The 26,248-nt window shown below is 65.9% G+C and carries 25 protein-coding genes and 1 tRNA gene; 16 read left to right on the top strand and 10 right to left on the bottom strand.

All coding sequences use genetic code 11. From position 1 onward, the window contains the following. Window positions 1-15: 15 nt before the first annotated feature. The gene (gene aspS, locus BLW38_RS01570) at window positions 16-1,329 is read left to right on the top strand and encodes an aspartate--tRNA(Asn) ligase (protein ID WP_092813354.1); all 1,314 of its coding nucleotides are present in this window, start codon (window positions 16-18) and stop codon (window positions 1,327-1,329) included. 8 nt (window positions 1,330-1,337) lie between these two features. Next, window positions 1,338-2,231, top strand: a complete 894-nt coding sequence (locus tag BLW38_RS01565) for a pantoate kinase (protein ID WP_092813352.1) — start codon at window positions 1,338-1,340, stop codon at window positions 2,229-2,231. Here BLW38_RS01565 and BLW38_RS01560 read toward each other — a convergent pair. Together BLW38_RS01560 and lonB are read right to left on the bottom strand one after the other, a co-directional pair. After that, the gene (locus BLW38_RS01560; RefSeq protein WP_092813350.1) at window positions 2,228-3,022 is read right to left on the bottom strand and encodes a CPBP family intramembrane glutamic endopeptidase; all 795 of its coding nucleotides are present in this window, start codon (window positions 3,020-3,022) and stop codon (window positions 2,228-2,230) included. The two genes, BLW38_RS01565 and BLW38_RS01560, sit on opposite strands and share 4 nt — an antisense overlap. 34 nt (window positions 3,023-3,056) lie before the next feature. Beyond that, window positions 3,057-5,132, bottom strand: coding sequence for an ATP-dependent protease LonB (gene lonB, locus BLW38_RS01555; protein ID WP_449404963.1), 2,076 nt, complete (start codon window positions 5,130-5,132; stop codon window positions 3,057-3,059). Window positions 5,133-5,518: 386 nt separating this feature from the next. Between lonB and BLW38_RS01550 the strand changes: the two genes are divergently transcribed. Both BLW38_RS01550 and BLW38_RS01545 read left to right on the top strand, forming a co-directional pair. Then, window positions 5,519-6,040 (top strand): nicotinamide-nucleotide adenylyltransferase, encoded by a 522-nt coding sequence (locus tag BLW38_RS01550; protein WP_092813345.1) that lies wholly within the window; start codon window positions 5,519-5,521, stop codon window positions 6,038-6,040. Between the two features lie 103 nt (window positions 6,041-6,143). Beyond that, entirely contained in the window at window positions 6,144-6,470 is a 327-nt protein-coding gene (locus BLW38_RS01545; RefSeq protein WP_092813342.1) for a YbjQ family protein, read from the top strand. Window positions 6,471-6,530: 60 nt separating this feature from the next. On the opposite strand, the gene ncsA is transcribed toward BLW38_RS01545, so the two are convergent. Next, complete coding sequence (ncsA, locus tag BLW38_RS01540) at window positions 6,531-7,562, bottom strand: tRNA 2-thiolation protein NcsA (protein WP_092813339.1); 1,032 nt, start codon at window positions 7,560-7,562, stop codon at window positions 6,531-6,533. A gap of 123 nt (window positions 7,563-7,685) precedes the next feature. On the opposite strand from ncsA, the gene BLW38_RS01535 reads away from it, so the two are divergent. The 4 genes from BLW38_RS01535 (at window position 7,686) to BLW38_RS01520 (ending at window position 10,885) form a co-directional block, all read left to right on the top strand. Further along, complete coding sequence (locus tag BLW38_RS01535) at window positions 7,686-9,029, top strand: DUF7093 family protein (RefSeq protein ID WP_092813336.1); 1,344 nt, start codon at window positions 7,686-7,688, stop codon at window positions 9,027-9,029. A gap of 90 nt (window positions 9,030-9,119) precedes the next feature. Beyond that, entirely contained in the window at window positions 9,120-9,503 is a 384-nt protein-coding gene (locus BLW38_RS01530) for a DUF5611 family protein (RefSeq protein WP_092813332.1), read from the top strand. Between the two features lie 318 nt (window positions 9,504-9,821). Beyond that, window positions 9,822-10,250: a 30S ribosomal protein S12 gene (locus tag BLW38_RS01525; RefSeq protein WP_021073582.1), complete on the top strand. Its 429-nt coding sequence runs from the start codon at window positions 9,822-9,824 to the stop codon at window positions 10,248-10,250. After that, window positions 10,247-10,885, top strand: coding sequence for a 30S ribosomal protein S7 (locus BLW38_RS01520; protein WP_092813328.1), 639 nt, complete (start codon window positions 10,247-10,249; stop codon window positions 10,883-10,885). Before BLW38_RS01525 ends, BLW38_RS01520 begins: the two co-directional genes overlap by 4 nt. A gap of 124 nt (window positions 10,886-11,009) precedes the next feature. Here the strand turns inward: BLW38_RS01520 and BLW38_RS01515 are convergent, their stop codons facing one another. Continuing rightward, on the bottom strand, window positions 11,010-11,741 hold the full coding sequence (locus BLW38_RS01515; RefSeq protein ID WP_092813324.1) for a DUF5781 family protein: 732 nt from the start codon (window positions 11,739-11,741) through the stop codon (window positions 11,010-11,012). A 232-nt stretch (window positions 11,742-11,973) separates the two neighbouring features. Between BLW38_RS01515 and BLW38_RS01510 the strand changes: the two genes are divergently transcribed. From BLW38_RS01510 to BLW38_RS16095, 6 genes are all read left to right on the top strand, one after another. After that, window positions 11,974-14,163, top strand: a complete 2,190-nt coding sequence (locus BLW38_RS01510; RefSeq protein WP_092813320.1) for an elongation factor EF-2 — start codon at window positions 11,974-11,976, stop codon at window positions 14,161-14,163. 479 nt (window positions 14,164-14,642) lie between these two features. Next, complete coding sequence (locus BLW38_RS01500) at window positions 14,643-15,557, top strand: acyl-CoA thioesterase (protein ID WP_092815460.1); 915 nt, start codon at window positions 14,643-14,645, stop codon at window positions 15,555-15,557. Between the two features lie 178 nt (window positions 15,558-15,735). Next, window positions 15,736-17,001 (top strand): translation elongation factor EF-1 subunit alpha, encoded by a 1,266-nt coding sequence (gene tuf, locus BLW38_RS01495; RefSeq protein WP_092813314.1) that lies wholly within the window; start codon window positions 15,736-15,738, stop codon window positions 16,999-17,001. Between the two features lie 3 nt (window positions 17,002-17,004). Further along, entirely contained in the window at window positions 17,005-17,313 is a 309-nt protein-coding gene (gene rpsJ / locus BLW38_RS01490; protein WP_021073576.1) for a 30S ribosomal protein S10, read from the top strand. Window positions 17,314-17,762: 449 nt separating this feature from the next. Further along, a tRNA-Ala gene (locus BLW38_RS01485) sits at window positions 17,763-17,834 on the top strand. A gap of 297 nt (window positions 17,835-18,131) precedes the next feature. Next, the gene (locus BLW38_RS16095; RefSeq protein WP_177167391.1) at window positions 18,132-18,299 is read left to right on the top strand and encodes a hypothetical protein; all 168 of its coding nucleotides are present in this window, start codon (window positions 18,132-18,134) and stop codon (window positions 18,297-18,299) included. Between the two features lie 6 nt (window positions 18,300-18,305). On the opposite strand, the gene BLW38_RS01475 is transcribed toward BLW38_RS16095, so the two are convergent. The 5 genes from BLW38_RS01475 to BLW38_RS01455 form a co-directional block, all read right to left on the bottom strand. Further along, window positions 18,306-18,617, bottom strand: coding sequence for a hypothetical protein (locus BLW38_RS01475; RefSeq protein ID WP_092813311.1), 312 nt, complete (start codon window positions 18,615-18,617; stop codon window positions 18,306-18,308). 110 nt (window positions 18,618-18,727) lie between these two features. Further along, a complete protein-coding gene (locus tag BLW38_RS01470; protein WP_092815457.1) occupies window positions 18,728-19,213 on the bottom strand; it encodes a DUF2062 domain-containing protein in 486 nt (161 codons plus the stop codon). Window positions 19,214-19,294: 81 nt separating this feature from the next. Further along, complete coding sequence (locus BLW38_RS01465) at window positions 19,295-21,646, bottom strand: nitric-oxide reductase large subunit (RefSeq protein ID WP_092813308.1); 2,352 nt, start codon at window positions 21,644-21,646, stop codon at window positions 19,295-19,297. A 119-nt stretch (window positions 21,647-21,765) separates the two neighbouring features. Then, window positions 21,766-22,107: a hypothetical protein gene (locus tag BLW38_RS01460; protein WP_143040780.1), complete on the bottom strand. Its 342-nt coding sequence runs from the start codon at window positions 22,105-22,107 to the stop codon at window positions 21,766-21,768. 9 nt (window positions 22,108-22,116) lie between these two features. Continuing rightward, window positions 22,117-23,412 carry a ribonuclease catalytic domain-containing protein gene (locus BLW38_RS01455; protein WP_092813302.1) on the bottom strand — a complete coding sequence of 432 codons (1,296 nt, stop codon included), beginning with the start codon at window positions 23,410-23,412 and terminating at the stop codon, window positions 22,117-22,119. Between the two features lie 110 nt (window positions 23,413-23,522). On the opposite strand from BLW38_RS01455, the gene BLW38_RS01450 reads away from it, so the two are divergent. Beyond that, window positions 23,523-24,002, top strand: a complete 480-nt coding sequence (locus tag BLW38_RS01450; RefSeq protein ID WP_092815454.1) for an RNA-binding protein — start codon at window positions 23,523-23,525, stop codon at window positions 24,000-24,002. A gap of 15 nt (window positions 24,003-24,017) precedes the next feature. Here BLW38_RS01450 and BLW38_RS01445 read toward each other — a convergent pair whose 3' ends face one another. Then, a complete protein-coding gene (locus tag BLW38_RS01445; protein ID WP_092813299.1) occupies window positions 24,018-25,259 on the bottom strand; it encodes an MFS transporter in 1,242 nt (413 codons plus the stop codon). A gap of 139 nt (window positions 25,260-25,398) precedes the next feature. On the opposite strand from BLW38_RS01445, the gene BLW38_RS01440 reads away from it, so the two are divergent. After that, window positions 25,399-26,241: a polyprenyl synthetase family protein gene (locus tag BLW38_RS01440; protein WP_092813296.1), complete on the top strand. Its 843-nt coding sequence runs from the start codon at window positions 25,399-25,401 to the stop codon at window positions 26,239-26,241. Window positions 26,242-26,248 lie beyond the last annotated feature (7 nt).

The raw sequence follows: 26,248 nt of genomic DNA, 5'->3' as shown, positions 1-26,248 counted from the left end.
GCGGAATCGAATGGTATGCAAGGACTCGAAGACCGCACGTACACGTCCGCGGCCGAACCGGGCGATCACGTCACGGTCGCCGGCTGGGTACACGAGGTCCGGGACCTCGGTGGCATCGCCTTCCTAATCCTTCGGGATACGGACGGACGGATCCAGGTCAAATTCGAGAAGGACGAGATGGACGAGGAGCTCGTCGAGACCGGCCTCGGCGTCCCCCGCGAGTCGGTCATCGCGGTCACCGGCGACGTCGACGAGGAGCCGCGCGCGCCGACCGGCGTCGAGATCACTCCCGAGTCGGTCGAGGTCATCGCGGAGGCCGACACCGAGCTGCCGCTTGATCCCTCCGGAAAGGTCGACGCGGATCTGTCGACGCGGCTCGATAACCGAACGCTGGACCTCCGGAAGGACGAGGTCAAGGCGGTCTTCGAGATCCGCGGCGAGATCTTCCGCGCGGCGCGGGAGGCGTTCCGCGACGCGAACGCCACGGAGATCACGACCCCGAAGATCGTCGCCACCGGAACCGAGGGCGGCACCGAGCTCTTCCCGATCACCTACTTCGGCGAGGAGGCGTTTATGAACCAGTCCCCGCAGCTGTTCAAGCAGCTGACGGCGGGGTCGGGACTCGAACGCGTCTTCGAGATCGGTCCGATCTTCCGCGCCGAGGAACACAACACGCCGCGACACCTCAACGAGGCGACCTCGATCGACTTCGAGGGCGCGTTCTGTGACCACGAGGACGCGATGGACGTCTGTGAATCCGTCATCTGGTCGGCCTACGAGGCGGTCGCCGAGAACTGCGGCCCGCAGCTCGAGGCCCTCGGCCTCGAGGACTCCTTCGAGCCACCGGCGGAGGCGTTCCCGCGGCTCACCTACGAGGAGGCCATCCAACGCATCAACGCCACCGGCGAGCTCGACGAACAGCTCGTGTGGGGTGACGACCTCCCGACCGAGGGCGAACACGCGCTCGGGGAGGACGTCGGCGAGCACTACTTCATCACCGACTGGCCCTCCGAGATCAAGCCCTTCTACATCAAGGATTACGACGGCGACGACACGCTCTCGACCGGGTTCGACCTGATGCACCCGCGAATGGAGCTCGTCTCCGGCGGCCAGCGTGAACACCGCTACGAGGAGCTCATCGCCGGGTTCGAACAGCAGGGGCTCGATCCCGAGGAGTTCGAGTACTACACGAAGATGTTCAAATACGGGATGCCCCCGCACGCCGGCTGGGCGATCGGCGCCGAGCGGCTCGTGATGACGATGCTCGGCCTCGAGAACATCCGCGAGGCAGTCCTGTTCCCGCGGGATCGCCAGCGTCTCAGCCCCTGACCAGCCGAATGACCGACGATCGGTCGAGCGCGTTCGTTCCGGGACACGTCACGGCGTTCTTCAGCACTCACCCGGACGAGAACGCCCACGCAGCGGGGTCCCGCGGTGCCGGGATCGCGCTCACGGAGGGAGTGACGGTCGCCGTCGAGCCGGGCGCGGAATCCGACGCCGCGACGTCGGACGCGTCGCCGAGACAGACGGTGAACGGCGAGTCCGCCACGATCGATCCGGTGACGCTCGTCCTCTCGAGGCTGGATCTCGACGCACGGGTCACCGTCGAGACCGATCTCCCGATCGGTTCGGGATTCGGCGTCTCGGGGGCGGCGGCGCTGGGAACCGCCCTCGCTGCCACCGACGCAACCGATAACGGATACTCGGAGAACGATCTGATCCGGATCGCACACGCGGCGGAGGTCGAAGCCGGAACCGGGCTGGGCGACGTCGTCGCACAGGCCCGGGGCGGGATCCCGATCCGGCTGGAACCGGGTGCACCCGGATACGGAACCCTCGACGGGGTCCCGGCAACCGGACGCATCGAGTACGTCACCTTCGGCGAGCTCCCGACCGAGTCGATCCTGACGGACGACACCGCCGACCTGACGGCCGCGGGCGAGCGCGCGCTGACGACGCTCAAGGAGGACCCAACCTTGCCGACGCTGATGGACGCATCACGAACGTTCGCGCGAGAGGCCGGGCTGTTGGTCCCCGCGGTCGCGGAGGCGATCGACCTGGTCGACGACGTCGGCGGCGAGGCCTCGATGGCGATGCTCGGACGAACCGTCTTCGCGCTCGGGACCGGACTCTCGGACGCCGGATACGATCCGACGGTCTGCCGGGTTCACCCGGGCGGCTCGCGGGTGTGTGAGCCGGATCGAAACGGGTCACCAACGCGGCGACGCTAGCGACGACGGCCGTCCGCCGGTCCCTCGTGGACGAGGAACTCGACGGCGTTGATCACGTAGTGGGCCACGATCACGACGACGAGCGATCCGGTCAGCACGAAGAGGCCGCCGAGAACCGTCCCGAGAACCGCGGTCACGATCACGCCGAGCGCTCCCTGTGCCCCGTGTCCGAGCCCGAAGACGATCGACGACCCGACCACGAGAAGCCACGGGTCAACGCCCAACCCGACCGCGAACGCCCCGATCAGGACGCCCCGGAACAGGAGTTCCTCGAAGACGGCGATCGTCGGCAAAACGACCAGAAGCAGCAGGACCCAGTCGGCCGCAACCGTCGGCGAAAGCGCCTGCCGGAGCCGTTCGTGCCCGGAGATCCCGACGCGGCGGCCGACTCGAGCGCCAAGCTCGTTCAGGACGGCGATACCGCCGCCCGCAAGGACGCCGATCCCCACGGCACGAGCGGCGATCGCGCCGCCCGACAGCCCGAGGTGAGTGACCGGAACCCCGAACCACCACAGCAGCGCCACGACCGCGATCAGGAACACTCCCTGTGAAACGACGACGTTCGCGAGGAGTGCCCGCGTCGTGATCGCCGGGTTACGGGCCCCGGCCGTGGCGCCGTGAGCCGGGGCGGTGTCGGCGAGGATCTCGGAACCCGACTCCCGATCCGGAGCCGGAGCCGAGCCATCGACGATCCGGACGTCGGCGAGTGCGTCCTGCGACCGGCGGGTCACGAGCAACAGGCCGACCGTGAGGACCACGATCGCGAGCAAAAAGCCGGTCCAGTTCGACATTCGACAAAAAAGCGGAGCCTAGCAGGATCGAGTCCTACTGCGGGCTCGGGTTCGAGGGATTGGCGACGCCCTGTTCGTTCAGCGCGGAGCCGGTGATCGACTTGAGCCGGTCGACGAGCGAATCCGTCTCGGGTTCACCCTCCAGCGCGATCTCGAGGACCTCGCTGATGTGGCTGACCGGGATGACCTCGATCATCTCCTCGTATTCGTCCTCGATCATCACGTCCTGTTCGTTGGCGGCCGGGATGATGACCCGGTCGCAGCCGGCCTTCGCCGCGGCCTCGATCTTGTGCGTGACGCCGCCGACGGGGAGCACGTCGCCCCGGACCGACAGCGATCCCGTCATCGCCAGGCTCTGGTCGACGCCGACACCCTCCAGCGCGCTGATCACGGCGGTCGCGACCGTGATGGAGGCGGAGTCGCCGTCGACGCCCTGCTGGCCCGTCTGGATGAACTGGATGTGGATGTCCTTCTCGGAGATGTTCTCGTCGGAGAATTTCTTGATGATCGCCGAGACGTTCGAGACGGACTCCTGAGCCATCTCCTTGAGCTGACCGGTGGCGATCACCTCGCCCGGCCCCTGCGAGGGCGCGACCTCGGCCATCACCGGGAGCATAATCCCGGAGTCTTCGCCCATTACGGCGAGACCGTTGACGCGGCCGACGACGTACCCCTCCGAGACCTGCAGCTCGTAGTCCTTGCGGCGCTCGATGAAGTCGTCGGCGAGCTGCTGTTCGATGGATCGGGAACGGCCCTTCGCCTGGAGCACGTGTTCGCGGGTGGTGTACTCCGCCTCCTCACTGCGGGCGATGTCGCCGGCAACGCGGACGAGCCCGCCGAGGTTCCGGAACAGCAACGTTAGGTGGCCCTTTCGGCCGGCGCGGCGCTTCGCCTCAAGGATGACCTCCTCGATCGCCTCCGCGGTGAACTCGGGCAGCCGGCCGTCGTTGGCGACCTCCTGGGCCACGAACCGGGCGTACTTCCGGCGCATCTCGGGAGTGTCCTCGATGGTGTCCTCCATATACACCTCGTAGCCGTATCCCTTGATCCGCGAGCGCAACGCCGGGTGCATGTTCTCCATCGCGTCGAGGTTGCCGGCGGCGATCATCACGAAGTCCGTGGGGACGGGTTCGGTCTGGACCATCGCGCCCGAGGAGCGCTCGGACTGGCCGGTGATCGAGAACTCGCCCTCCTGGATCGCCGTCATCAGATGCTGCTGACTGCGGATGTCGAGGGTGTTGATCTCGTCGATGAACAACACGCCCTTGTTCGCGGTGTGGATGGCCCCGGCCTCCACACGGTCGTGGGAGGGCGTCTCCATCCCGCCCGACTGGAAGGGGTCGTGACGGACGTCGCCGAGCAACGCGCCGGCGTGAGCGCCGGTCGCCTCCTCGAACGGGGCGGTCTTCGTGTCCGCGTTGTTCACGAGCAGGTTCGGAATCATCGCGTCCGAGCCGCGGTTCATGTACCGGAACGCGAGCCAGATGACGCCGGCCGCGATGATGCCGAGGAGGATCTGGCCGGCGATGATGAGCGCATAGCCCAGCACGACGGCGATGATGATCCACATCAGGAAGCTGCGCATCTGGTTACGCTTGCGGGCCTCCTCCTTGTGGGCATCGACGATCTGTTCGCCCTTGCTCGCGGGAACCGTCCGAACCTTGGGATTATTCCCGTCGTCGGGGTTGTGATACACGAGGACGTCCTGCAGCTCCTCCTTCGGGAGCATCTCGGCCATCGCCTTCGCGAGCATCGACTTGCCGGTTCCCGGCGAGCCGATCATCATCACGTGGCGGCGCTGTTTGGCCGCCTTGATGATGACGTCGCGGGCGTGTTCCTGGCCGATCACCTGGTCGACGAGCCGGTCCGGGATCTCGATCTCTTCGGTCGAGTTGATCTTGAGGCCACCGAGGAGGTCCTCCTCGTCGGGGTCCTCCTCGACCTCGGCGCCGTGGACTTCCACGTCGCTGCCGAGTTCGTCGATCAATGGCTGGTCGTCCGTGGGCTCCTCGCGGTCTCGGTCCGCATCGGGAAGTGCTTCCTCGGTGGGAACGTCTTCCGATGTCTCGGTCGTGAGCGCGCCGTTCGAGTCCGGGCCGGGATAGATCATCCCGTCGGATTCGTCCGGGGAATCGTCACCGTTCGAGGCGTTCTCGGCGGCTTGATCTTCGGCGGACGGATCCTCGGCAGCCGCCCCGTCCGTGGAGCGGCGTTCTCGGTCGACGCCGTCCCGGTCGCTATCGACGGCGTCGGTTGAGTCGTCCTCCCCGGAGGGGGGTGCCCCGTGCTCGGTAGGGCGCTCGTTCTCGTCCTTCTCGTTGCTCATAGAATCGTTCGTCGCTGTCTCAAAGGAGGTGACGGCGATTGATATACTTTCTCCCCTCACGATCGCGACTGAATCCGTCGAAAACACCACGAATGGACCGTCACAAACGCGTTTTTGGTGACCGAACGAACTCGCCGTCTTTAATACCCATCCTGTCGGTAGATCCGAGCATGCGGGGGTTCTACATCGGCCGGTTTCAACCGTTTCACGACGGCCATCTCCACATGGTGGAGGAGATCGCCGCGGAGGTCGACGAGCTCGTCCTCGGGATCGGATCGGCCGGGGATTCACACACCACACGGAATCCGTTCACGGCCGGCGAGCGCGTGATGATGGTGACCAAGGCGGTCGAGGACGTGGACATCACGACCTACGTCGTTCCGATCGAGGACCTCGAACGAAACTCCGTCTGGGTGAGCCACGTCCAAAGCATGACGCCGGCGTTCCGGATCGCCTACTCGAACAATCCGCTCGTCATCCGACTCTTCGAGGAGGCCGGCGTCGAGGTGCGGCAGTCGCCGATGTTCAGACGCGACGTGCTCGAGGGGACCGAGCTGCGCGAGCGGATGATCCACGACCGCGACTGGCAAACCCTCGTCCCCGAAGCGGTCGTCGGGGTCATCGAGGAGACCGGCGGCGTCAACCGGATCCGCCGGATCGCCGAAACCGACACGAACGACGACTCCGCCTGATCGACGGTACGACCACCCTGTGGCTCCGCCACGGAATGACCGGGCACGCCCGTATTAATAGGACGCCCGTATTTATAGGGGAACATCACGTACGCCAACCAGTATGACCGACGTCACCATCACGACGACGGACGGGTTCGAGGACCGCGAGATCACCGCGTATCACGGCGTGATCTCCGGTGAGGCGGTCATCGGGGCGAACGTCGTCAGCGACATCGCTGCCGGCATCCGCGACGTCGTCGGCGGACGGAGCGGCTCCTACGAGAAGAAGATCGAGACCGGACGAACGGAGGCGATCGCCGATCTCGAGGCCGAGGCAGCGGAGCTCGGCGCCGACGCCGTGGTCGGTGCGTCCTTCGACTACGAGGAGATGGGCGAGGGGATGTTGTGGGTGAATCTTTCGGGCACGGCAGTCAGTACGCGACGCTGATACGGTCGGACGCGACTCCGGACCCGTCGGTGGCCCGGCGCCCATACCGGCGGGCGGGCGCTAGACGGCCTCGATCGACTCGATCAGCCGGCACTTTCGGCACACCTCGCGACTCGTCGTGGAGCCGCACTCGATGCACTCGCCGAGGTCGGCGTCGCCATCGTCGCCGTCGTCGCGATACGTATCGGCGACGATCCCCGCGATCTCCTCGTAGCCGGCCATGATCGAGTGTCGAGTTCCCGGATGGGACTCCTCGAGATCGTGGAGGATCGACTTGATCTCCCCGCGATAGGCCTCCTCGGCGTGTGGACACTCGGCCATATGCGACGGCAGATCGCGCAGGTGACAGTAGAGCGCGACCTCCTTTTCGGGGACGTCCCGAAGCGGCTTCGCGCGCGGAACGAAGTGGTCCGATTCGGCTCGCGCGTGTGCGTTAGATTTCGTGGTATCGCCATCGCGGTCGGCGTCGTCGAGAGTGCGGTCGTCGAAGGGGCCAAGCGAGGCGTCGAAGTGTTTGGCGACCTGGCGAACGTCCCCCTCGAGAACGTTCATCAGCGCCGTCTGTGCCTCGTCATCGAGGTTGTGGCCGGTGAGGAGCTTGTCGGCGTCGAGCTCCTCGGCGTATCCCTCGAGGAGATCGCGGCGGAAGACGCCGCAATAGGCGCAGGCGGCCATATTCTCGGGATCGTCCTCGACGACGTCGTCCATCTCGACGCCGAACTCCTCGGCGTAGGAGACCACCTCGTGACGTATCCCGAGGTCGTCGGTCAGTTCGCGGCAGGCCGCGAGGCTCTCGTCGCGATACCCCTCGATCCCCTCGTGAATGGTCAAGCCGATCAGCTCGACGCGGGGGTCCCGTCCGAACGTCTCCTCGAGGATCGTCGCCAGAACGACGCTATCCTTACCGCCGGAGAGGCCGATCACCCATCGATCCGGGTCGTCCGGCGTCGCCTCGGGATCGAGCAGTCCATCCTCGCGCACCCGTCGACGGACGCGCTTCTCGACCGACCGACGGAAGTGCTCGCCACAGAGGTGGGCCCCGGAGTAGGCAGCGTGGGTGACCGCGTCGGCGCCACACTTGTCACAGTCCATGGCGCGTGAGTTGTCGACCGGACGGGATACCGGTTTCGGCCCGGGCCGGTCGCCGATCCGTCCGCCGCCCGTCGGACGTCGACGGCGACGTTTTTTACGTTCGGACCGCACAGGGGACGGTAAATGGGACTCAGGTGTCTGCTCGGACACGACTTCGGGGAGCCGGAACTCGAGCGCGAGCGCGAGGAGGAGGGAGAACAGGTGGTCGTGACCGTTCGCGAGGTGAAACGATGCGACCGCTGTGGGGAGTCACAGATCGTCAGCGAGAACACGGAAGTGACGTCCCTCGACCGCCTCGCCGAGGAGGCGACCCGCGCGGAGCAGACGGAAGCCACGACGGCGGCCGGGGGCGTCGAACCGGCCGAGACTGCCGAGACCGGCGAGGGTGACGCAACCGCGGAGGCTGGCGAAACGATCACCGCCGCCGAGACCACGGAGGCACCCGACGGCGCCGAGTCGACATCCGAGCCCGATCAAGGGTCTGCAAGCGATCCGGGGGCAGGACAAGCCGAATCCGATCCCGGCATCACCGTCGAGGGGGACGTCCCCGCCGACGTCGACGCGGACCCCAATGCCGACGGATCGCCGCCGATCCAGGAGACGACCGGGACGCTCTCGCCCGATGAGAAGGAGGACGATGCCGTGCCCGACGACGGCGCCGAACTGATCGACGAGGGCGGGGACGAAACCGAAGACGTGACCGACGGCATCGATCCGGAAGCGACCGACGCCCTCGACGCCGAACCGGGACCGAGCGGCGGCGCCGGCACGACCGTCGTGGACGTGACGACCGAGTCGGAGAAGGGCGATCACGCCGGCGACGACGGGATCATCCTCGATGACGGCGTGGACGACACGGACGAGTCGCCCACACGGGAACACGGCGAATGGCCGGAGGAGGACTCGCCGCGAACGGCCCCAGAGGCGACTGAGTCCGGGGACGGGAGCGATACGACGGCACCAACGAGCGAGGCGGGTACCGACGAAGCCGACGGTGTGGTCGCTGCGGACACAGCCGAAACCGACACCGATCTCCGCAGCGATCGGACGCCGTGGCCCAACCAACGCGGCGAGGACGAAGGGTTCAGCGCGAACGCCGATCCCGACGCCGGCGAGGACGTCGACGGCGCGGTCTCCTTCGGGGGCGGGCTGACGCCGGAGGCCGAGGGCCCGAGCGACTACGACGAAGCGACGGAAGTGCTCGAACGCCCCGCGGAGACCGACTCCACCGTCTCCTCCGGGACCGCAGACGACCGTGGCCGCGGATCGACCGTGGAGGACCCCGGGTTCACGGCTGCACGGACGGTCGACGACGGTGCCGAGACGGAGGAAGACACGACCGAGTATTTCTGTCCGGAGTGTGACCTCGTCGAGTCCGCGGGACGGAGCTCGATGCGAGCCGGGGACATCTGTCCGGAGTGCAAGCGCGGTTACATCGCCGAACGGCCGATCGCCGACTCGGCGTAGCATCCCCGCGTCGCATCCGCGCGCGGTATGCCCTCACGGGCGTCGATCGTGACGAAACTGGTTTACCGTCCGCTTTCGAACGTCGCGGCAATGAAGGAGTACAAGATGCGTCGCGGGGAGTACCTCGAGGAACGGATGCCGGATCTGAAGGGCTCGATCGAGGAATACTTCGGCGAGGTCACCGGGACCGAGGAGGTGAACGGCCACGAGCTGTACGTCGTCGAGGATCCCGACAACCCGGTCTTTCAGCGGATCGTCGCGGGGGCAGCCAGTTACGACGGTAAAAAGGACAAGCTGACGGTACACTTCGAGGAGCGGCCGGCCGAGGAGGTCATCGCGGAAGGCAACGCCGACGCCGCCGCGGATGCGGTGGACGTGAAAAACGAGTTCCTCCTCGAAGCGACCGGACGTGACGCCAAGTCACGGCGCGACTCGATGAAGCGTGCCGTCGAGGACGAGGCGCCCGACTACTGATCCGGCAGGGTGACGCCGCCATCGACCGGACGCCGCCATCGACCGGAACGTTCCACCCGATCCACGATCCGGAGTCACCCTCTCCAGCGTGATCGCGCCCGGCACCGTCGCATCGACTCTGATCCGACGCGTGTCACACGAGACGACCGCTGCGTGCTCGTTATCGGCTCATCGTTACTGAGCGGTCGTCGATTCCGAACACCAGATCGCGAAGACGGTCTCACAATCGTTGATAGCTGTCCCTCGACGGATCTGAGGCGGTTTCGTCCGTGGAGAAAGCGGGTGCTTAAGTAGCTCCGTTCGGAAATGAGGGTTACGATGGCGAACGGTAAGTACGCGGCCCGTAAACTCAAACAGGACCGGCAGAAGCGACGTTGGTCCGACTCCGAGTACGCTCGACGCGAGCGCGGGCTCAAAAAGAAGTCAGACCCGCTCGAGGGCGCGCCGCAGGGTCGCGGCATCGTCTTAGAGAAGGTCGGTATCGAAGCCAAACAGCCCAACTCCGCGATCCGGAAGTGCGTCCGGGTCCAGCTCATCAAGAACGGCAAGCAGGTCACGGCGTTCTGTCCGGGCGACGGCGCGATCTCCTTCATCGACGAACACGACGAGGTCACGATCGCCGGGATCGGCGGCGCGAAGGGTCGCGCGATGGGCGACCTCTCCGGCGTCAACTACAAGGTCGAGAAGGTCAACGGCGTCTCGATGATCGAACTGGTTCGCGGTAACGCGGAGAAACCCGTCCGATGAGCGAGAGCGACGACGCGGAGTCGGCGGAGGCGCAGACCCCCGAGCCCGACGCGCCCGCGGACAGCGAGGCGGCCACCGAGAACGCCCTGCTGTTCGGCGTCTGGGAGGTCTCGGAGATGGCCTACTCCGACCCCTCCACGAAGCGGTACCTGAACGTGACGCCGATCGCCCACACGATGGGCCGTCACGCGTCCAAGCAGTTCCAGAAGTCGGAGATCTCGCTCGTCGAGCGGCTCATCAACCGGCTGATGCAGAACGAGGAGAACACCGGCAAGAAACAGCAGGCCACGCGGATCGTCCGTGATGCCTTCGACCAGATCCACGAGCGGACCGACGAGAACCCGGTGCAGATACTCGTGACCGCCGTGGAGAACGCGGCGCCGCGTGAGGAGACCGTCCGCCTCAAGTACGGCGGCATCTCCGTCCCGAAGGCCGTCGACGTGGCGCCCCAGCGGCGCGTCGACCAGGCCCTCAAGTTCATCGCCGACGGCGTCGAGTCGGCGACGTACAAATCCACCACCACCGCGGCCGAGGCGCTGGCCAGCCAGCTCACCGGGGCGGCCGACTACGACGTCGAGACGTACGCGATCTCCCAGAAGGAAGAGCGCGAACGCGTCGCGGCAGCGGCCCGCTAACGCGGATCATTCTCTTCGTCTCTCGCTCTCGTCGCGACCAGCGGCGGCACCGCCTGGGCCGGAGTTCGGTTTGCTCGATCAGAAGGAAGGGAGAGGACTGAGCGACGGATCGGACTGAGTACCTCTAGATCGCGTACGCACGCGTCGCATCGACCAGCGCCTTTCGGTAGTCACTCTCGGAGGGATCCGGGCCCAGCGCCAGAAACCGGCGCTTGAAGTCCGCGACATCGATCGCGGGCGCATCGCTTCCGGCCGCCCGCGCGAGATCATACAGCCGGTGATCCCGGCCGGCGAGGTCGTGTCGCTCGACGAGCGCGAGAGCGAAGGCGGCATTGACGGCGGTGATCTCGGGATCGGCGCCGGCCGTGATCGGCGTCGAACCGGGACGTGGGGGACGGGGACGGTCGGCGACGGCGCCCGCAAGCGTCGATTCGAGGAACCCAACGAGTTTCCCGGCCGGCGCGACCGAGAGCGTGATGTCGTCGGCGTAGATGTCCTTCATATGGTTCGCGATCTGGTAGCAATGTGCAAGTTTTCGGCGCTCGATCGACTCGCCGGCGAGACCGAGGTAGAGCGCCTCCTTGGTCGATTGGGTGTGGGAGGGATGTGCCTCCTCGTGGCGAACCATATGGGCGAACTCGTGGACCGCCAGCTCGCGAGCCATCGCGCTGGTCGCGGCCCGCCGGGAGATATTGAGCACGTGGTGGTCCGGGTAGTGGGCTGCCCAGGTCCGCTCGTCGGGATTCTCACGGACCCGGACGCGAACGGGGTCCGCGACCGTGAACTCCGTCTCGAAGAGGTCGGCCGCACTGAGGAACGGGTCTGGGGCGACGTTGCCGTACACTCGGAGGTCCATGCCTATTCGTATCACGGTCCACCGCCCTAAAGCGCTTTCGCGGGATCGGCGTGTCACACCTGCGTGGAAACGAACCGGTGGATCGACACGGCGGATCGCTGCGACGGTGGATCGGGAACCGGCGTCCGTGAGGCGGATCAACACGAACCGTGTCGAAACGGGCCGAAACGACCGTCTGCGGCCGACGTGAAACACTACCCTTTTGACCCCGCTGGCGGTACAACGCATCATAATGGGCCGACGCAAGAAAATCGTCCAGGAATGTGAACGGCTGATGGACAATCCGGAGAACATCCGGAACATCGCCATCGCCGCTCACGTCGACCACGGCAAGACGACACTCTCGGACAACCTCCTCGCGGGGGCGGGGATGATCTCCGAGGACACCGCGGGCGAGCAGCTCGCGATGGACACGAAGGAGGACGAACAGGAACGCGGGATCACGATCGACGCGGCGAACGTCTCGATGACCCACGAGTACGAGGACACCAACCACCTCATCAACCTCATCGACACGCCGGGCCACGTCGACTTCGGCGGCGACGTGACACGCGCGATGCGCGCGGTCGACGGCGCGCTGGTGGTCGTCGACGCCGTCGAGGGCGCGATGCCCCAGACGGAAACGGTGCTTCGACAGGCCCTGCGAGAGGGCGTCAAGCCGACCCTGTTCATTAACAAGGTCGACCGTCTCATCTCCGAGCTCCAGGAGGGGCCACAGGAGATGCAGGAACGCCTGCTCGCGGTCATCAGCGACGTCAACGAACTCATCCGCGGGATGGCGGAGAACATGGACGACATCCCGGAGGACTGGACCGTCTCGGTAGAGGACGGGACCGTCGGCTTCGGATCCGCACTCTACAAGTGGGGCGTCTCGATGCCCTCGATGCAGCGAACCGGGATGGACTTCGGCGACATCATCGACCTCGAGCGCAACGACAAGCGCCAGGAGCTCCACAAGCGCACGCCGCTTTCGGACGTCGTTCTCGACATGGTCTGTGAGCACTTCCCGAACCCTGTCGACGCTCAGCCCCGCCGTGTCCCGCGCATCTGGCGCGGCGACCCGGACACGGAGCTTGCGGAGTCGATGCAACTCGTCGACGAGGACGGCGACGTCGTCTTCATGGTCACGGACATCTCGATGGACCCGCACGCGGGCGAGATCGCGACGGGTCGCGTCTTCTCGGGAACCCTCGAGAAGGGCCAGGAGCTGTACGTCTCCGGGACGGCCGGGAAGAACCGCCTCCAGAGCGTCGGCCTCTTCATGGGGTCCGAGCGTGAGGAAGTGGAACGCGTCCCCGCCGGCAACATCGCCTCGGTCACGGGCCTGCGTGACGCGATCGCCGGTTCGACCGTCTCCTCCGTGGAGATGACGCCGTTCGAGTCGATCGAGCACATCTCCGAGCCGGTCATCACGAAGTCCGTCGAGGCGAAGAACATGGACGACCTGCCGAAGCTCATCGAGACGCTCCAGCAGGTCGCCAAGGAGGACCCGACCATCCAGATCGAGATCAACGAGGACACCGGCGAGCACCTGATCAGCGGACAGGGCGAGCTGCACCTCGAGGTCATCACCCAGCGGATCCGGGACAACCAGGGCATTCCGGTCATCACCGGCGAACCGATCGTCGTCTACCGCGAACAGCCCCAGGAGGCGTCCCGCGAGGTCGAGGGACAGTCCCCGAACCGCCACAACAAGTTCTACATCACGGTCGAGCCGATGGACCAGGACATCGTCGACGCGATCCAGATCGGCGAGGTCTCGATGGATATGCCTGAACTGGAGCGCCGCGAGGCGCTGCAGGAGGCCGGAATGGACAAGGACACCTCCCAGAACGTCGAGGACATCCACCGGACCAACATCCTCATCGACGACACGAAGGGTATCCAGCACCTCAACGAGACGATGGAACTCGTCCTCGAGGGGCTCCAGGAGGCCCTCGACGACGGGCCGCTCGCCGCAGAGCCGGTCCAGGGCTCGCTGTTCCGCCTCCACGACGCCAAGCTCCACGAGGACACGATCCACCGCGGTCCCGCCCAGGTCATCCCGGCGGTTCGCGATGCGGTCCACCGCGCGCTCATCGACGGCGAGGTCCGCCTGCTCGAGCCGATCCAGGACGTCCGTATCGACGTTCCCTCCGAGCATATGGGCGCCGCCTCCGGCGAGATCCAGGGTCGCCGCGGACGCGTCGACGACATGTATCAGGAAGGAGATCTGATGGTCGTCGAGGGCATCGCGCCGGTCGAGGAGATGATCGGCTTCTCCAGCGACATCCGCTCTGCGACTGAGGGCCGCGCCTCTTGGAACACGGAGAACGCGGGCTTCCGCGTGCTCGTCGACAACCTCCAGCGCGAGAAGATCATGGAGATCCGCGAGCGCAAGGGGATGAAGCTCGAGCTGCCGCAGTCGATCGACTACATCTAACGCCTCCCGCGTCGGCGAGGCGACTCGTTCGGTTGGGCGAGAAGCGAACTTTTGCGAACGATGCCCGATCCGAAGGCGATCGCGGGAGTTTTCACCGTGAAGTCGTCACCGAATACGGTGACGATATCGACTCGACGATCCACAAGCCGCTCGGTCCGACGATCGCCGCGATCACGCTGAAGTCGACACCGAACGGACGGCTGTCGGCCGGTTCGGGTGACCAGCTCAACAGGTGCGGATCGACCCGAGGGTCGCGGCGAGTAAGCTACCACGCCCTGTAGTAGTTCACAGAAGTTTTCGGTACTCCACGTGCCAGAGATAAGGTAGAGATATTTTCTTCGACTGAGTCCTCATCCCAGTTCACCCAGAAGTTTTGTTGATCACTAAAGGGCGTGGCATTCAGCGTGGACTCCCGTTCTAACCATGAAACGATGGCCGAAACCTAAACGCTGTAGTGGATCGGCCGCGTGCATCCGACCGTGCAAACGATCGACTCACATCCGATTCGCTTCGGCGAGCTGGCCGGACCCCTCGTTCACGGGTCGTTGTTCTTCGACTGGGAACTGGTCTCGACACAGGAGATCACCGCCGCGGTCGGGCATCGGTTCCAGGACATCGTCGCGTCCGGCGGGATCCCGTATGCCCCCGTCGTCGCCAGCACGTCGGTCCATCGGTATCCGACCTTCGAGGACACCGTTTCGGTCGAAACCGTTCCGATACACGTCGGCGACTCGAGCGTCGAGCTCGTCTACGAGATGACCGACGGCAACGGCGATCCGGTCGCAACGGGACGGCTGACCCACGTCACGATCGCGCCCGAGGGCGGCGCACTCGAACTCCCGAACGCCACGCGGGAGGCATACGCGGATCAGCTCGTCGATCGGGATCCCGCCGTCGGGCCGGACGCGCCGCAGGTGAAAGCCGACGGGGCTGGGAGGGTCGACGAGACCGGCGACGTCGACGAAGCTGACGACCGTCTCGAAACCGATGCGGACGCGCTACCGACGTTTAGCGCCTCGTTCCCGGTCCGAAGTCCCCACATCGAGAGCTCGGAGCTCGCATACTTCGAGGAGTATCCAAGCTTCGCGGATGCGGCACTCGAGGCGTTCCTCGAGGACTCGGGAACGAGCCTCGACGCGTTGAGCGGGGAGCGACAGCCGTTCCGGATCGCCGATTGGCAGTGGGAGTTCTCCTCGCCCGTCCCCTTTGAATCCACCCTTCGGGTCGACGCCGACGTCCGTGCCGTCGATTCGGAGGCGGTTCGAATCGAACACACCCTCAGCAGCGACGGCACGCCGAGCATCGAGGGCATCACCGAATACGGTTGTTTCGACCGGTCCGGGGAGCGCGTCCCGTTTACGGAGGACGCCCTCGAACCGTTCCGGTCCGTCTGAACGCGCCCCGCAGACCCCGCAGACAGCGATATCGATCGTGGAACGACACGATCGACCCATATGCCAACTCGGCACAAACCGCCAGACGGCGTCAGATCGCCTGTGGTACGTATCGAAACCGTTTTAGTGGAATCTCCCGAAAACATCCTCACAGAGCGCCTTAGCGCGTGATTACCCCATGAGTGACAAACCGCACCAGAATCTGGCCATTATCGGCCACGTTGACCACGGCAAGAGTACGCTCGTGGGCCGACTCCTCTATGAAACGGGGAGCGTCCCCGAGCACGTAATCGAGCAGCACCGCGAGGAAGCCGAAGAGAAGGGCAAGGGCGGCTTCGAGTTCGCCTACGTGATGGACAACCTCGCCGAGGAGCGCGAGCGTGGCGTCACGATCGACATCGCCCACCAGGAGTTCGACACCGACACGTACTACTTCACCATCGTCGACTGTCCGGGCCACCGTGACTTCGTGAAGAACATGATCACGGGCGCCTCACAGGCCGACAACGCCGTCCTCGTCGTCGCGGCCGACGACGGCGTCGCGCCCCAGACACGTGAGCACGTTTTCCTGGCCCGTACGCTGGGCATCAACGAGCTCATCATCGGCGTGAACAAGATGGACCTCGTCGACTACAGCGAGGACGAGTACGAGGCGGTCAAGTCCGAGGTTCAGGACCTGCTCAACCAGGTTCGGTTCAACGCGGACGACGCCAAGTACATCCCGATCTCGGCCTTCGAGGGCGACAACATCGCCGACGAGTCCGAGAACACGGACTGGTACGACGGCGAGATCCTCCTGGAGGCACTCAACAACCTGCCGGAGTCCGAGCCGCCGACGGACGCGCCGCTGCGACTCCCCATCCAAGACGTCTACACGATCTCCGGCATCGGGACCGTCCCGGTCGGACGTATCGAGACGGGCGTCCTCAACACGGGCGACAACGTCTCCTTCCAGCCGTCGGACGTCGGCGGCGAGGTGAAGACGGTCGAGATGCACCACGAGGAAGTCCCGAAGGCCGAGCCCGGTGACAACGTCGGATTCAACGTCCGCGGCATCGGCAAGGACGACATCCGTCGCGGCGACGTCTGTGGTCCCGCCGACGACCCGCCGACGGTCGCCGAGACCTTCCAGGCCCAGGTCGTCGTGATGCAGCACCCGAGCGTCATCACCGCCGGGTACACGCCGGTCTTCCACGCCCACACGGCGCAGGTCGCGTGTACCATCGAGTCGATCGACCAGAAGATCGACCCGTCCTCGGGTGAGGTCGCCGAGGAGAACCCGGACTTCATCAAGTCCGGCGACGCCGCAGTCGTCACCGTGCGCCCGCAAAAGCCCCTCAGCATCGAGCCGTCCGGCGAGATCCCGGAACTCGGCAGCTTCGCGATCCGCGACATGGGTCAGACCATCGCGGCCGGCAAGGTGCTGGACGTCAACGAGCGATAATCGATGCAGCAGGCACGCGTCCGCCTCGCCGGTACCCGCCCTGAGGACCTCGACGACATCTGCGACGACGTCCGCGAGATCGCGGACTCGACGGGGGTCTCCCTGTCGGGCCCGATCCCGCTGCCGACGAAGACGCTGGAGATCCCGTCCCGCAAGTCCCCCGACGGTGAGGGGACGGCGACGTGGGAACACTGGGAAATGCGCGTTCACAAGCGTCTGATCGACATCGACGCGGACGAGCGGGCGCTTCGCCAGCTCATGCGCATTCAGGTTCCGAACGACGTCAGCATCGAGATCGTACTCGAGGACTAGCGCTAGGGCGCATTCTCGCGCACCGCAGTTTTCCCGTTTTTCGCGTTGGGTAGCGGCGGCGCCGTCGTCGAATCCTTCGCAAGGAAGAGGCTCAAGGTTCAAATCCCCGCGAGTCCACTCTTTCACTCACTCCGTTCGTTCAGTCGTTCCCTCGCGTGGTCCCACTCGCTCCCTGCGGTCACTCGCGGGACCCCCGCGAGTCCATTTCTAAACGGAGTGAAGAAATGGCGAGCGGAGCGTTCGCGTAGCGAACGCGTGGTTTGGACCCTACCAGTCACGCACAGCGAGCGAAGCGAGCGAGCACGTCCGGTCCCGGTTCAAATCCCCGCGAGTCCACCCCGATCGGGAGGTGACAGCGTTTTCGCTGGTTCCGCGATCGGTGGCCCGTACCACGGAGCCCACGAAAAGTAAGGTACAAGTACGCCGGTCGGCTGAGTATGGATGTCGGCGGGCTCGTAGATCAGTGGCAGATCGCTTCCTTCGCAAGGAAGAGGCCCGGGGTTCAAATCCCCGCGAGTCCACTCCTTCACTCACTCCGTTCGTTCAGTCGTTCCCTCGCGTGGTCCCACTCGCTCCCTGCGGTCACTCGCGGGACCCCCGCGAGTCCACATCTGACCCGACGTGGATAGCGTTGAAGCGTTCGATCCGTCCGTTGTTGCGTTCTGGTTCGCACGTTCAAGCACCCACGGCGTTGCGTGTGACTTTCAGTACCCTTCAGAATACACTACCTGAACACGCTCGCGGATCGAGACCTGATCCGACAGGCGAGGGCGGGCGGCGCGTTCACCGACGTGTTCGCGTCGAACGTGGACGTTCCGGTGACCACACACGATCGGGATGAGGACGCGGGAGCGGTCCTCGAAGAGATGCTGGCGGAGGACTATCCGGTGCTGCTGATGGGAAACACCGTCGACGAATTTATGCGGGATATGGAAGCCGAGATCGCCGAACGCGCACAGCAGGTCGCGATCGGAGAGGCTGATTGACCGTCATCACCGCGTCCCGCGACACCCGCCGCGGAGCCGGCTACACTCGGCGCTTCGGGTCCGGACGCAGACGTTCCGGTCGGCGTACTCCTCCTCGACGATTTCCTCGAGGAGGTCGAGCTCCCGTTGCCCGTGCTGGTCGCTGGCGAGGAAGTAGGGACCGAGCCGCTGTTCGACGACGCGGCGGCCGCAGAGTCCCTCAGTCTGCAGCGACCGAACGGCCTCCCGGATCGCCGCCTCCGACGGGGTCGAGTCGAACTCGAAGTCCGACCCCCGTTCGCTCGAGAGTCGCTCAAGCAGTCGTTTGGTGTCGATCATATTCGGAGCAACGGGCCTGGCGCACTTCAATGATGAGCCGAATACGTTCGATATGGGCGCGTGATCGACGGATAGCGCCGGGAGTTCGATCGGCGGGAGAAACCCGATCGTCACTTCGGCTCGACGTCGAACGGGAGCGACTCGAGGGCAGCCTCGCGGCGACGGAACGCGTGAACCAGCCGGAGCGCGATCACGTAGGCGATCACGGCGAAGACGACCGCGAGGACGAGGTTGCCGACCCAGAGCCGAAGCAGGTGATGGGACCCCGCGATCGGGGTGAACGTGCCCACGGCCTCCGGGGGGATCGGGCCGAGCAGGCGGCGACCCAGCCAGTAGCTCGTTCCGTAGACGCCCCACTTCACGGCGGGGTTGAGGACGATGACGGACGCGAACAGGGCGATCTTGCTCAGCTGCTTGAAGAGGTACGCCAGCACCAGGAAGACGGCGACGCCGAGTCCGAGCGTCGGCAGGGCGGTGATGAAGACCCCGAGGCTGAAGCTGAACGCGACTTCCCGCGGCGAGTGGTCCTCGATGAAGGCAGCTTCCAGCCGCGACCGCACCCGATCGCTGGCGTCGACGGCCCGGCCCCGAATCATCATCGTCCCCTACCGTGGGTGGCGATATCAATGCTTCGGCGCGTGTGGGGCCGGCCGATCCCACGATTGGCCGGTCGAGCGTCAGTCGTCGTCCTCGGCGACGGTTCGGTCCTCCTCCGCTGCGGTTCGGTCCTCCTCCGCTGCGGCGATCATCCGGTCAGGGATCGACCCGGGCGCGGGCGGGTCCGCCGGCATTGAGACCGACCGGAGGGTGAACCGCTTGGCGACCATGTCGTACAGGAACACGAACGTGCCGAGGATGATCAGGGTGTCGCCGGGGAGTCGGGCCCAGAACAGTGTCTGCACGAGGTCGCCGTTGTAGAACGTGAGGCTCCGGGCGGCGGCGTACCCCTCGGTGAAGGCCACCTCGAGCTGGAGGAACCCGACGGGGAGCACCGAGACGAACACCATCACCGCCAAGCCGACGTTCCACAGCCAGAAGGCCCACCGAAGTCGCCGTTCGGTCCACCGTGAGGGGACGGTCGCGATACGGAGCATATACGTCGCCATCCCGAGCGCGAGGAAGCCGAACGCGCCGAACATCGCGGCGTGGGCGTGCCCGACGGTGAGGTAGGTCCCGTGTTCGTAGTAGTTGACCAGCGGCAGGTTGATGAAGAAGCCGAGCACGCCGGCGCCGAGGAAGTTCCAGAAGCCGCTCGCGATGATGAACATGAAGGGCAGCGTGTACGGGAACGTCTCATCACTGGTTGCCAGCGCGCGGTACTGGCCCATCGCCTCGAAGAGGATGAGGATCAGGGGAATCAACTCGAGGGTCGAAAAGACCGTCCCGAGCGGGATCCAGACGTCCGGCTGGCCGACCCACCAGTAGTGGTGGGAGGCGCCGATGACGCCGGACCCCATCACGAACAGCGCCTGAAAGGCGACGGCCTTCTCCGCGGAGCGCTTGCGCAGCAGCCCCATACTCACGAGCGTGAGCCCGACGATCGCGACGATGAAGAACTCAAAGGCGCCCTCGACCCACATGTGGACGACCCACCAGCGCCAGAACTCCGTCATCACGATGTTGGTTTTCGGGGTGTAGAAGAATCCGGCAGTGAACAGCAAGCCGATCGACCCGCCGGCGTAGACGATCATGTGCGCGAGCCCGTAGGGCGACTCGCGGTCCAAAAGCGGTTTGAACCCGCGCCAGACGAACGCCGTCCAGGCGACGAACCCGACGAGGAGACCGACCTGCCAGAGGCGGCCGACCTCGAGGTACTCGAGCCCCTCGTTGCCGATGATCCACCAGAGGTCGCCGTCGATGTAGCCCTGCGCGCCGAGCCAGACGCCGGCCATCCCGCCGACGGTGGCGACGACGAGCGCGACCAACAGCCCGTTTACCGCAGTTGGCTGGTGGTCCGGTTCGTGACCGGTCAAAAGCGGCGGCAGAAACAGCCCCGCGCCGAGCCACAGGGCGGCGATCCAGAGGATCCCGAGATCGAGGTGGAACGTCTTGGCCAGCGCGAACGGGAACGCCCCGAGGATCGAGACGCCAAACACCTCCTCGATCCCGAAGAACGCGTGTCGTTCGATGTAGTAGTGTGCGAGGAGGCCACCCAACAGCACCTGGACGGCGAAGAGCGCGCCGGCGAGCGGGATGAACCGCGTTGCGGCACGCTGGCTCGGCGTGAGACTGATCTCGTCCGGCGGCGGGATCTCGATCCCCGTGACCTCCGGCTCGGGAAGCGTCACGGAGCGGTAGAGCCAGACGCCGATCCCGACCGCGCCGACGAGGATGACCATACTGATCACGCTCCAGACCATCGTGGCGCCGGTCGGCGTGTTGCCCGCGGCGGGGTCGTAGGGCCAGTCGTTGGTGAAGCTCCCCTCTCCGCCGGGTCGGTCGGTGTGGGAGATCCACGCGGTCCAGAGCGCGAAGTCGGCGAACTCGCTTGCCTCCTCGGCCGACCCGACGAAGCCCGCCGGAACGCCGCGCTCGGGCGCACCCTCGTGGTAGCGCTCGACGTAGGTCTCACGCACCTGCTCGTGGGCGTACGCCTCCGCGGCGGAGTACTCGATCGTCGTCTGCCCCTCGGCGATCGTGCCGTCGAGGTCGTCACGAACGAGCCGGTCGACCGCGGACTGCTTGGGACCCGGAAGGGCGTCGTAGGACGCCTCGTACCGTTCCTGCGAGTAGTATTCGCGCATCCCCTCGCGTTTGAGCGCGAGCGCGTCGGCGGTGTAATCGACGCCGTAGTAGGCGCCGTTGCCGAGGATCGACCCGTGGTTCATCAGCCCGTTCTGCTGGAAGACGACCTTGCCGTCCTGAACCTGCGTCTGTGTGACGACGACGTCGCTGTCGGGCCCCGTGACCTCCTGTGGGATCGGCGGAACCTGCTGGGCGGAGTAGACGGCACCACCGCCCATCACGATCAGGTTCACGACGAACACGACGGCGAGGACCTTCGCGATCGTTCGACGAGTCAGCTCCATATCGGCCCGATAGGCGGACGGGGCCTAATAGTTCGGGGCCGAGGATATTCGGCCACGGCAGGCGATCGTGGTCGCCGGATCCGACGGCCGGAGTCGCCAGATCCGACGGTCGGAGAGCCTCACGCGAGCGGGACGACCGGCCACGTGACGCCGACGATCCCGTCGATCGATCGTTGGGCGGCCCCGAGCACCACGACGACGACGACCAACAGCGTCACCAGAACGACGCCGGCAAGCAGGATCGCCATCAGCTTTTTCGAGCTCGCCCGGGTGTCCGAGATCATCGTTCCTGTATACCAGGTGTCGTCATCGTATATATACTCTTCTCCGTCGGTTGCCACGACCGCCGGGATGCCGAACCACGATCGGTACATCAGGAGCAGCGATCGAGGCACCGGGAGCAGCGATCGAGGCACCGGGAGCAGCGATCGGGGCAGCGCGATCGTTGCAGCACGAGGCACCCTGCCCCGTCAGACCCCGTAATCGGCCTCGTCGGGATCCTCGACGACCTCGAAACCGCGATTGTTCACCGCGTAGGGATCGACGCCGACCTCCTCGAGGAACTGTTTGTAGAGCCGTTCGGCAGTCTCGCCGTCCTTCTGCTTGTCCGAGGCGCGATCACAGAGCTTGATCAGGGTCTCCGGGACGTCGTTCGTGTGGACGATCCAGTGGTTGATCAGGTCGGAGAGCCGCCGGATCGGGGAGGTGAAATGGCCGTAGATGTCGAAGTTGAGCGCGTGATGGCCGCCGAAGGGGTCGTTCATATACTTCGCACGCGGCATCACCTTGAGGACCGCCCGCTGGATCTTGTTGAGCTGGCGGTCGGGCGACTCCTCGAGGGCGGCATTGACGGCCTTCCGCGGGTCGTCCCAGGACGACCCCGGGATCGAGACGGAGTCGAGCTCCTGGATCTCTCGCAGCGCGTCGTTCCACTGATCCGGCGTCGGCTGGGGGTGGACGCGGTACATCGCCTCGACGCCGCGATCCCACATCAGCGTGTGCGTGACGGCCTTATTCGCCTTGAGCATCGACTCCTCGATGATCGTGTGGGCGCGATCGCGACGGGGGTTCAACACGAGCGAGCCGTCGGCCTTGCGCTGTTCGTGCATCCGGTCGGCCAGCTCGAACGCGAGGACGTTCTCCGCGTGCAGCGGCGCGTCCTCGTCCTCGAGGCGGTTCTCACACTCCGTGTAGGTGAGTCGCTCGTCGGAGTTGATGACGGATTTGTAGATGTCGACGTTCTCGAAGGAGAGCGTCTCGTCGTCGATCTCCATCTCGACCGTGTGGGCGAGCCGGTCCTCCTGGGGAACGAGCGAGCAAACCGTCTCCGCGAGGATCGGTGGCAGCATATGGACGGTGTATCCGGGGAGATAGACCGTGTTACACCGCTTGACCGCCTCCTCCCACATCGACGTCTCCGGAGTCACGTAGTGGGTGACGTCGGCGATGTGGACCCACAGCCGGTAGGCGTCCTCCTCGCGCCGGATCGAGATCGCGTCGTCGAAGTCCTGCGCGTCGACCGGGTCGGTCGTCCAGGTCGTGAGGTCCCGAAGGTCCTCGCGGTCGTCGATCTCGGCCTGGATCTCCGACCCCACGTCCTCGGTGCGTGCCTCGGCCTCACGAAGGACCGCCTCGGGGAACTCATCGCGGATCCCGAACTCCTCGAAGAGCTCCTCGCGCTTGTTCGCCATATGCCGGGCCAGCTCCTCCGTGACCCGAACGGGTCCCTCCTCGTCGTCCGACTCCGACTGCGCATCCGGTGACATACGCGACACAACGCGTGTCGGGTAGAAAGGCGTGTCGGGGACGCCGCCGGCGTCGCGCCTGCCGAAGGGAATGGGGACGATTTATGCGCGTGCCCGCCGCATCCGAGCGTATGCAGGTGAAATCCCGCCATCATCTCCGAAGCGATGCCATCGACGAGATACGGTCGGCCCTCGCCGAGGGACTCGGCGTCGAGATCGACGGGGACGCCTTCGAGCTCGTCGAGCTGACCGACTCCGCGTTCGACCTCGTGCTCGTCGACGGGGAGCCGCTCGTGTTCTACACCGACGAGGAGCCCTTCGTGACCGTACGTGGTGCCAACGCAACCGACCCCGACTCCGGGATCGTTACCGTCGATGCGGGCGCGATCTCGTTCGTCTCGAACGGGGCGGACGTGATGCGACCCGGGATCGTCGAGGCCGATCCGGGGATCGAGGCCGGCGACCTCGTCGCGATCGCCGAGGAGACCCACGGCAAGGTGCTGGCGATCGGCCGGGCGCTCGTCGACGGCGAGGAGATGGTCGGGGAGGAGGGGAAGGTCGTCGAATCGGTCCACCACGTCGGCGACGACCTCTACGAGTTCGACCTATAAACGGCTCGCCTCCACTCACCACTCACGAACCGCCTGCGTTCCGTAGCGCCACACGAGAAGCCCCAGGAAGGTTCCGGTCGCCGCGAAGGCAGCCGCCCCGCCCGCAACGAACACCCATTCGATGCCGAACTCGCCCATCAGCCAGCCGCCGGCCAGCGGAGCGAGGACGCTTCCGGGTTTCCAGATCAACGACCGGATCCCGAAGCTGCTCGTGATCCCCTCGCCGGACCCCTCGTCGGCGAAGAACGCCATACTCGCCGGCTCACGAAACGCGTCCGCCACGCCGAGGAGCCCGTTCAAGATGATCGCGGCAATGACGGCGGTAGAGAGCGGGCCGAGTCCCGGCACCACGAGCGCCACACCGTCCACGAAACCGCCGACGAACGGGAACGCGATGGCGACGAGCCCGTACGCGCCCCCGCCCACGAGGATGAAGACGGCGCGGCCCTGCCTGTCGGAGAACCGTCCGGCCATCGGCTGACAGACCATATTGGTGCACTTCTCGGCCGCGAGCACGGCGCCGACGATCACCGCACCGTACCCGAGCCCGCCCTGGGCGGCGGACACCCCGACGAATATCGGCACCCATCGCCGGACGAGCGTGACCGCGACGGCGTACTGGGCTCGGAACGTGGCGAAGGTCACGATCCGCTCGTTCATCGCCAGGTCGGCAAACGCGAACCCGGAGACGTGAGTCTTGTCGGCGTCAACGAACCGCCAGACGCCGATGGTCGCGACGATCAGGATGACCGTAAGGAGTCCGAACAAGACGTCGAAGCCGGCGACGGCGTGGAGGGCCCCCGCGCCGATCGTACCCGCGATGCCGGCACCCATTCGGAAGGCGTTATACCGGCCGATGCGGGCCCCGCGCTGGCCGGGCGGCGCGAGGTCGCCGACGAGCGCGAGGCTCAACAGGCCGGTTCCGGTGAGCCCGAGCCCCTGAAGGGTTCTGGCGACGAGGAACCCCTCAATCGACGCGACCCTGGCGAACGCGAGGTACGCGGCCACGCTCACGCCGAGCGCGACGAGCAACACGCTCCGTTTGCTGTAGCGGTCGCCGGCCCACCCCAGCGGGACGATCCCGACGGTTCGAGCCAGTTCCAGGATCGCAACGAAGACGCCGATCGTCACGCCGGTTGCCCCCAGCGTCTCGATGTAGGTCGGCAACAGCGTCATCACGGTCATAAAGCCGAAGCTTGCGGCGAACCGCGTCAGATACAGCGATCCGAACTGCAGATCGTCGTGGCCGACGCTCATTCACACCCGCGTTTCGGGTGTGTCGACAAACCCGTTCCGGTTGTTCGTGTCCACGAACCATTCGGTCAGGGGACCGATGAACGCGTCGACCGGTCACGTTCCGTCACACCTTTGCGCCGGGGGGACGGTTATATGCACGATGGAGTACCTGGAACGACGAGTCGGGCTCGTCGACGAGCGGATCGAGTCGGTTCTGGCGGCGGTCGATCCCTCGGAACTCGCCGACGAGCTCGAACACGTCGTTCTGGCGGGCGGCAAGCGGGTCCGGCCGGCGGTGACGATCCTCGCGTGTGAGGCCGTCGGCGGCGACCCCGACGACGCCGTGGATTTCGCCGCCGGGATCGAGCTCGTCCACAACGCCTCGCTTGTCATCGACGACATCATCGACCGCTCGGACGTCCGACGAGGGACGCCCTCAGCGTGGGCCGAATACGGCTACGGCCCGGCGATCGTCGCCTCCGACGGACTGCTCGGGGAGGCGTTCGCGCTGTTCTCGAGGAATGAGCGAGCGATGGGGATCGTCGCGGAGGCGATGGTCGAACTCGGCGAGGGTGAGGCCACCGAACTCGTGGACCGCCCGACGAACGAAGCCGAATACAAGACGCTCGCGCGTCGCAAGACCGGCGCCCTGTTCCGGGCGGCGGCGGAACTGGGCGCGGTTGCGGCCGAGGCCGACCCCGTCGTCGTCGAGTCGTTCGGGGAGTACGCCGAGCGCGTCGGCGTCGCCTTCCAGATGCGCGACGACGTCCTCGACACGACGGCCGACGCCGACTCGTTGGGCAAGCCAACCGGCCAGGACGCCGAAATGGACCGCCCGTCGGTGGTGCAGGTCACGCGGTTGACGCCGGGGGAAGCGACCGCGGAAGCCCGCACACAGTCGGACGCGGCCCTCGACGCGCTCGATGCGACCGACCTCCCGGACACCGAGGCGATGCAGTACCTTCGGGACCTCGCGGAGTTCGTCGTGGTCCGGGAGCGATAGCCCGCAC

Origin of the sequence: Halopenitus malekzadehii, from assembly GCF_900108505.1 — an archaeon.
GTDB classification, from domain to species: Archaea; Halobacteriota; Halobacteria; order Halobacteriales; family Haloferacaceae; genus Halopenitus; species Halopenitus malekzadehii.
Note: the sequence above shows the minus strand (reverse complement) of the source record. Positions and strands in the feature narration are given on the sequence as shown.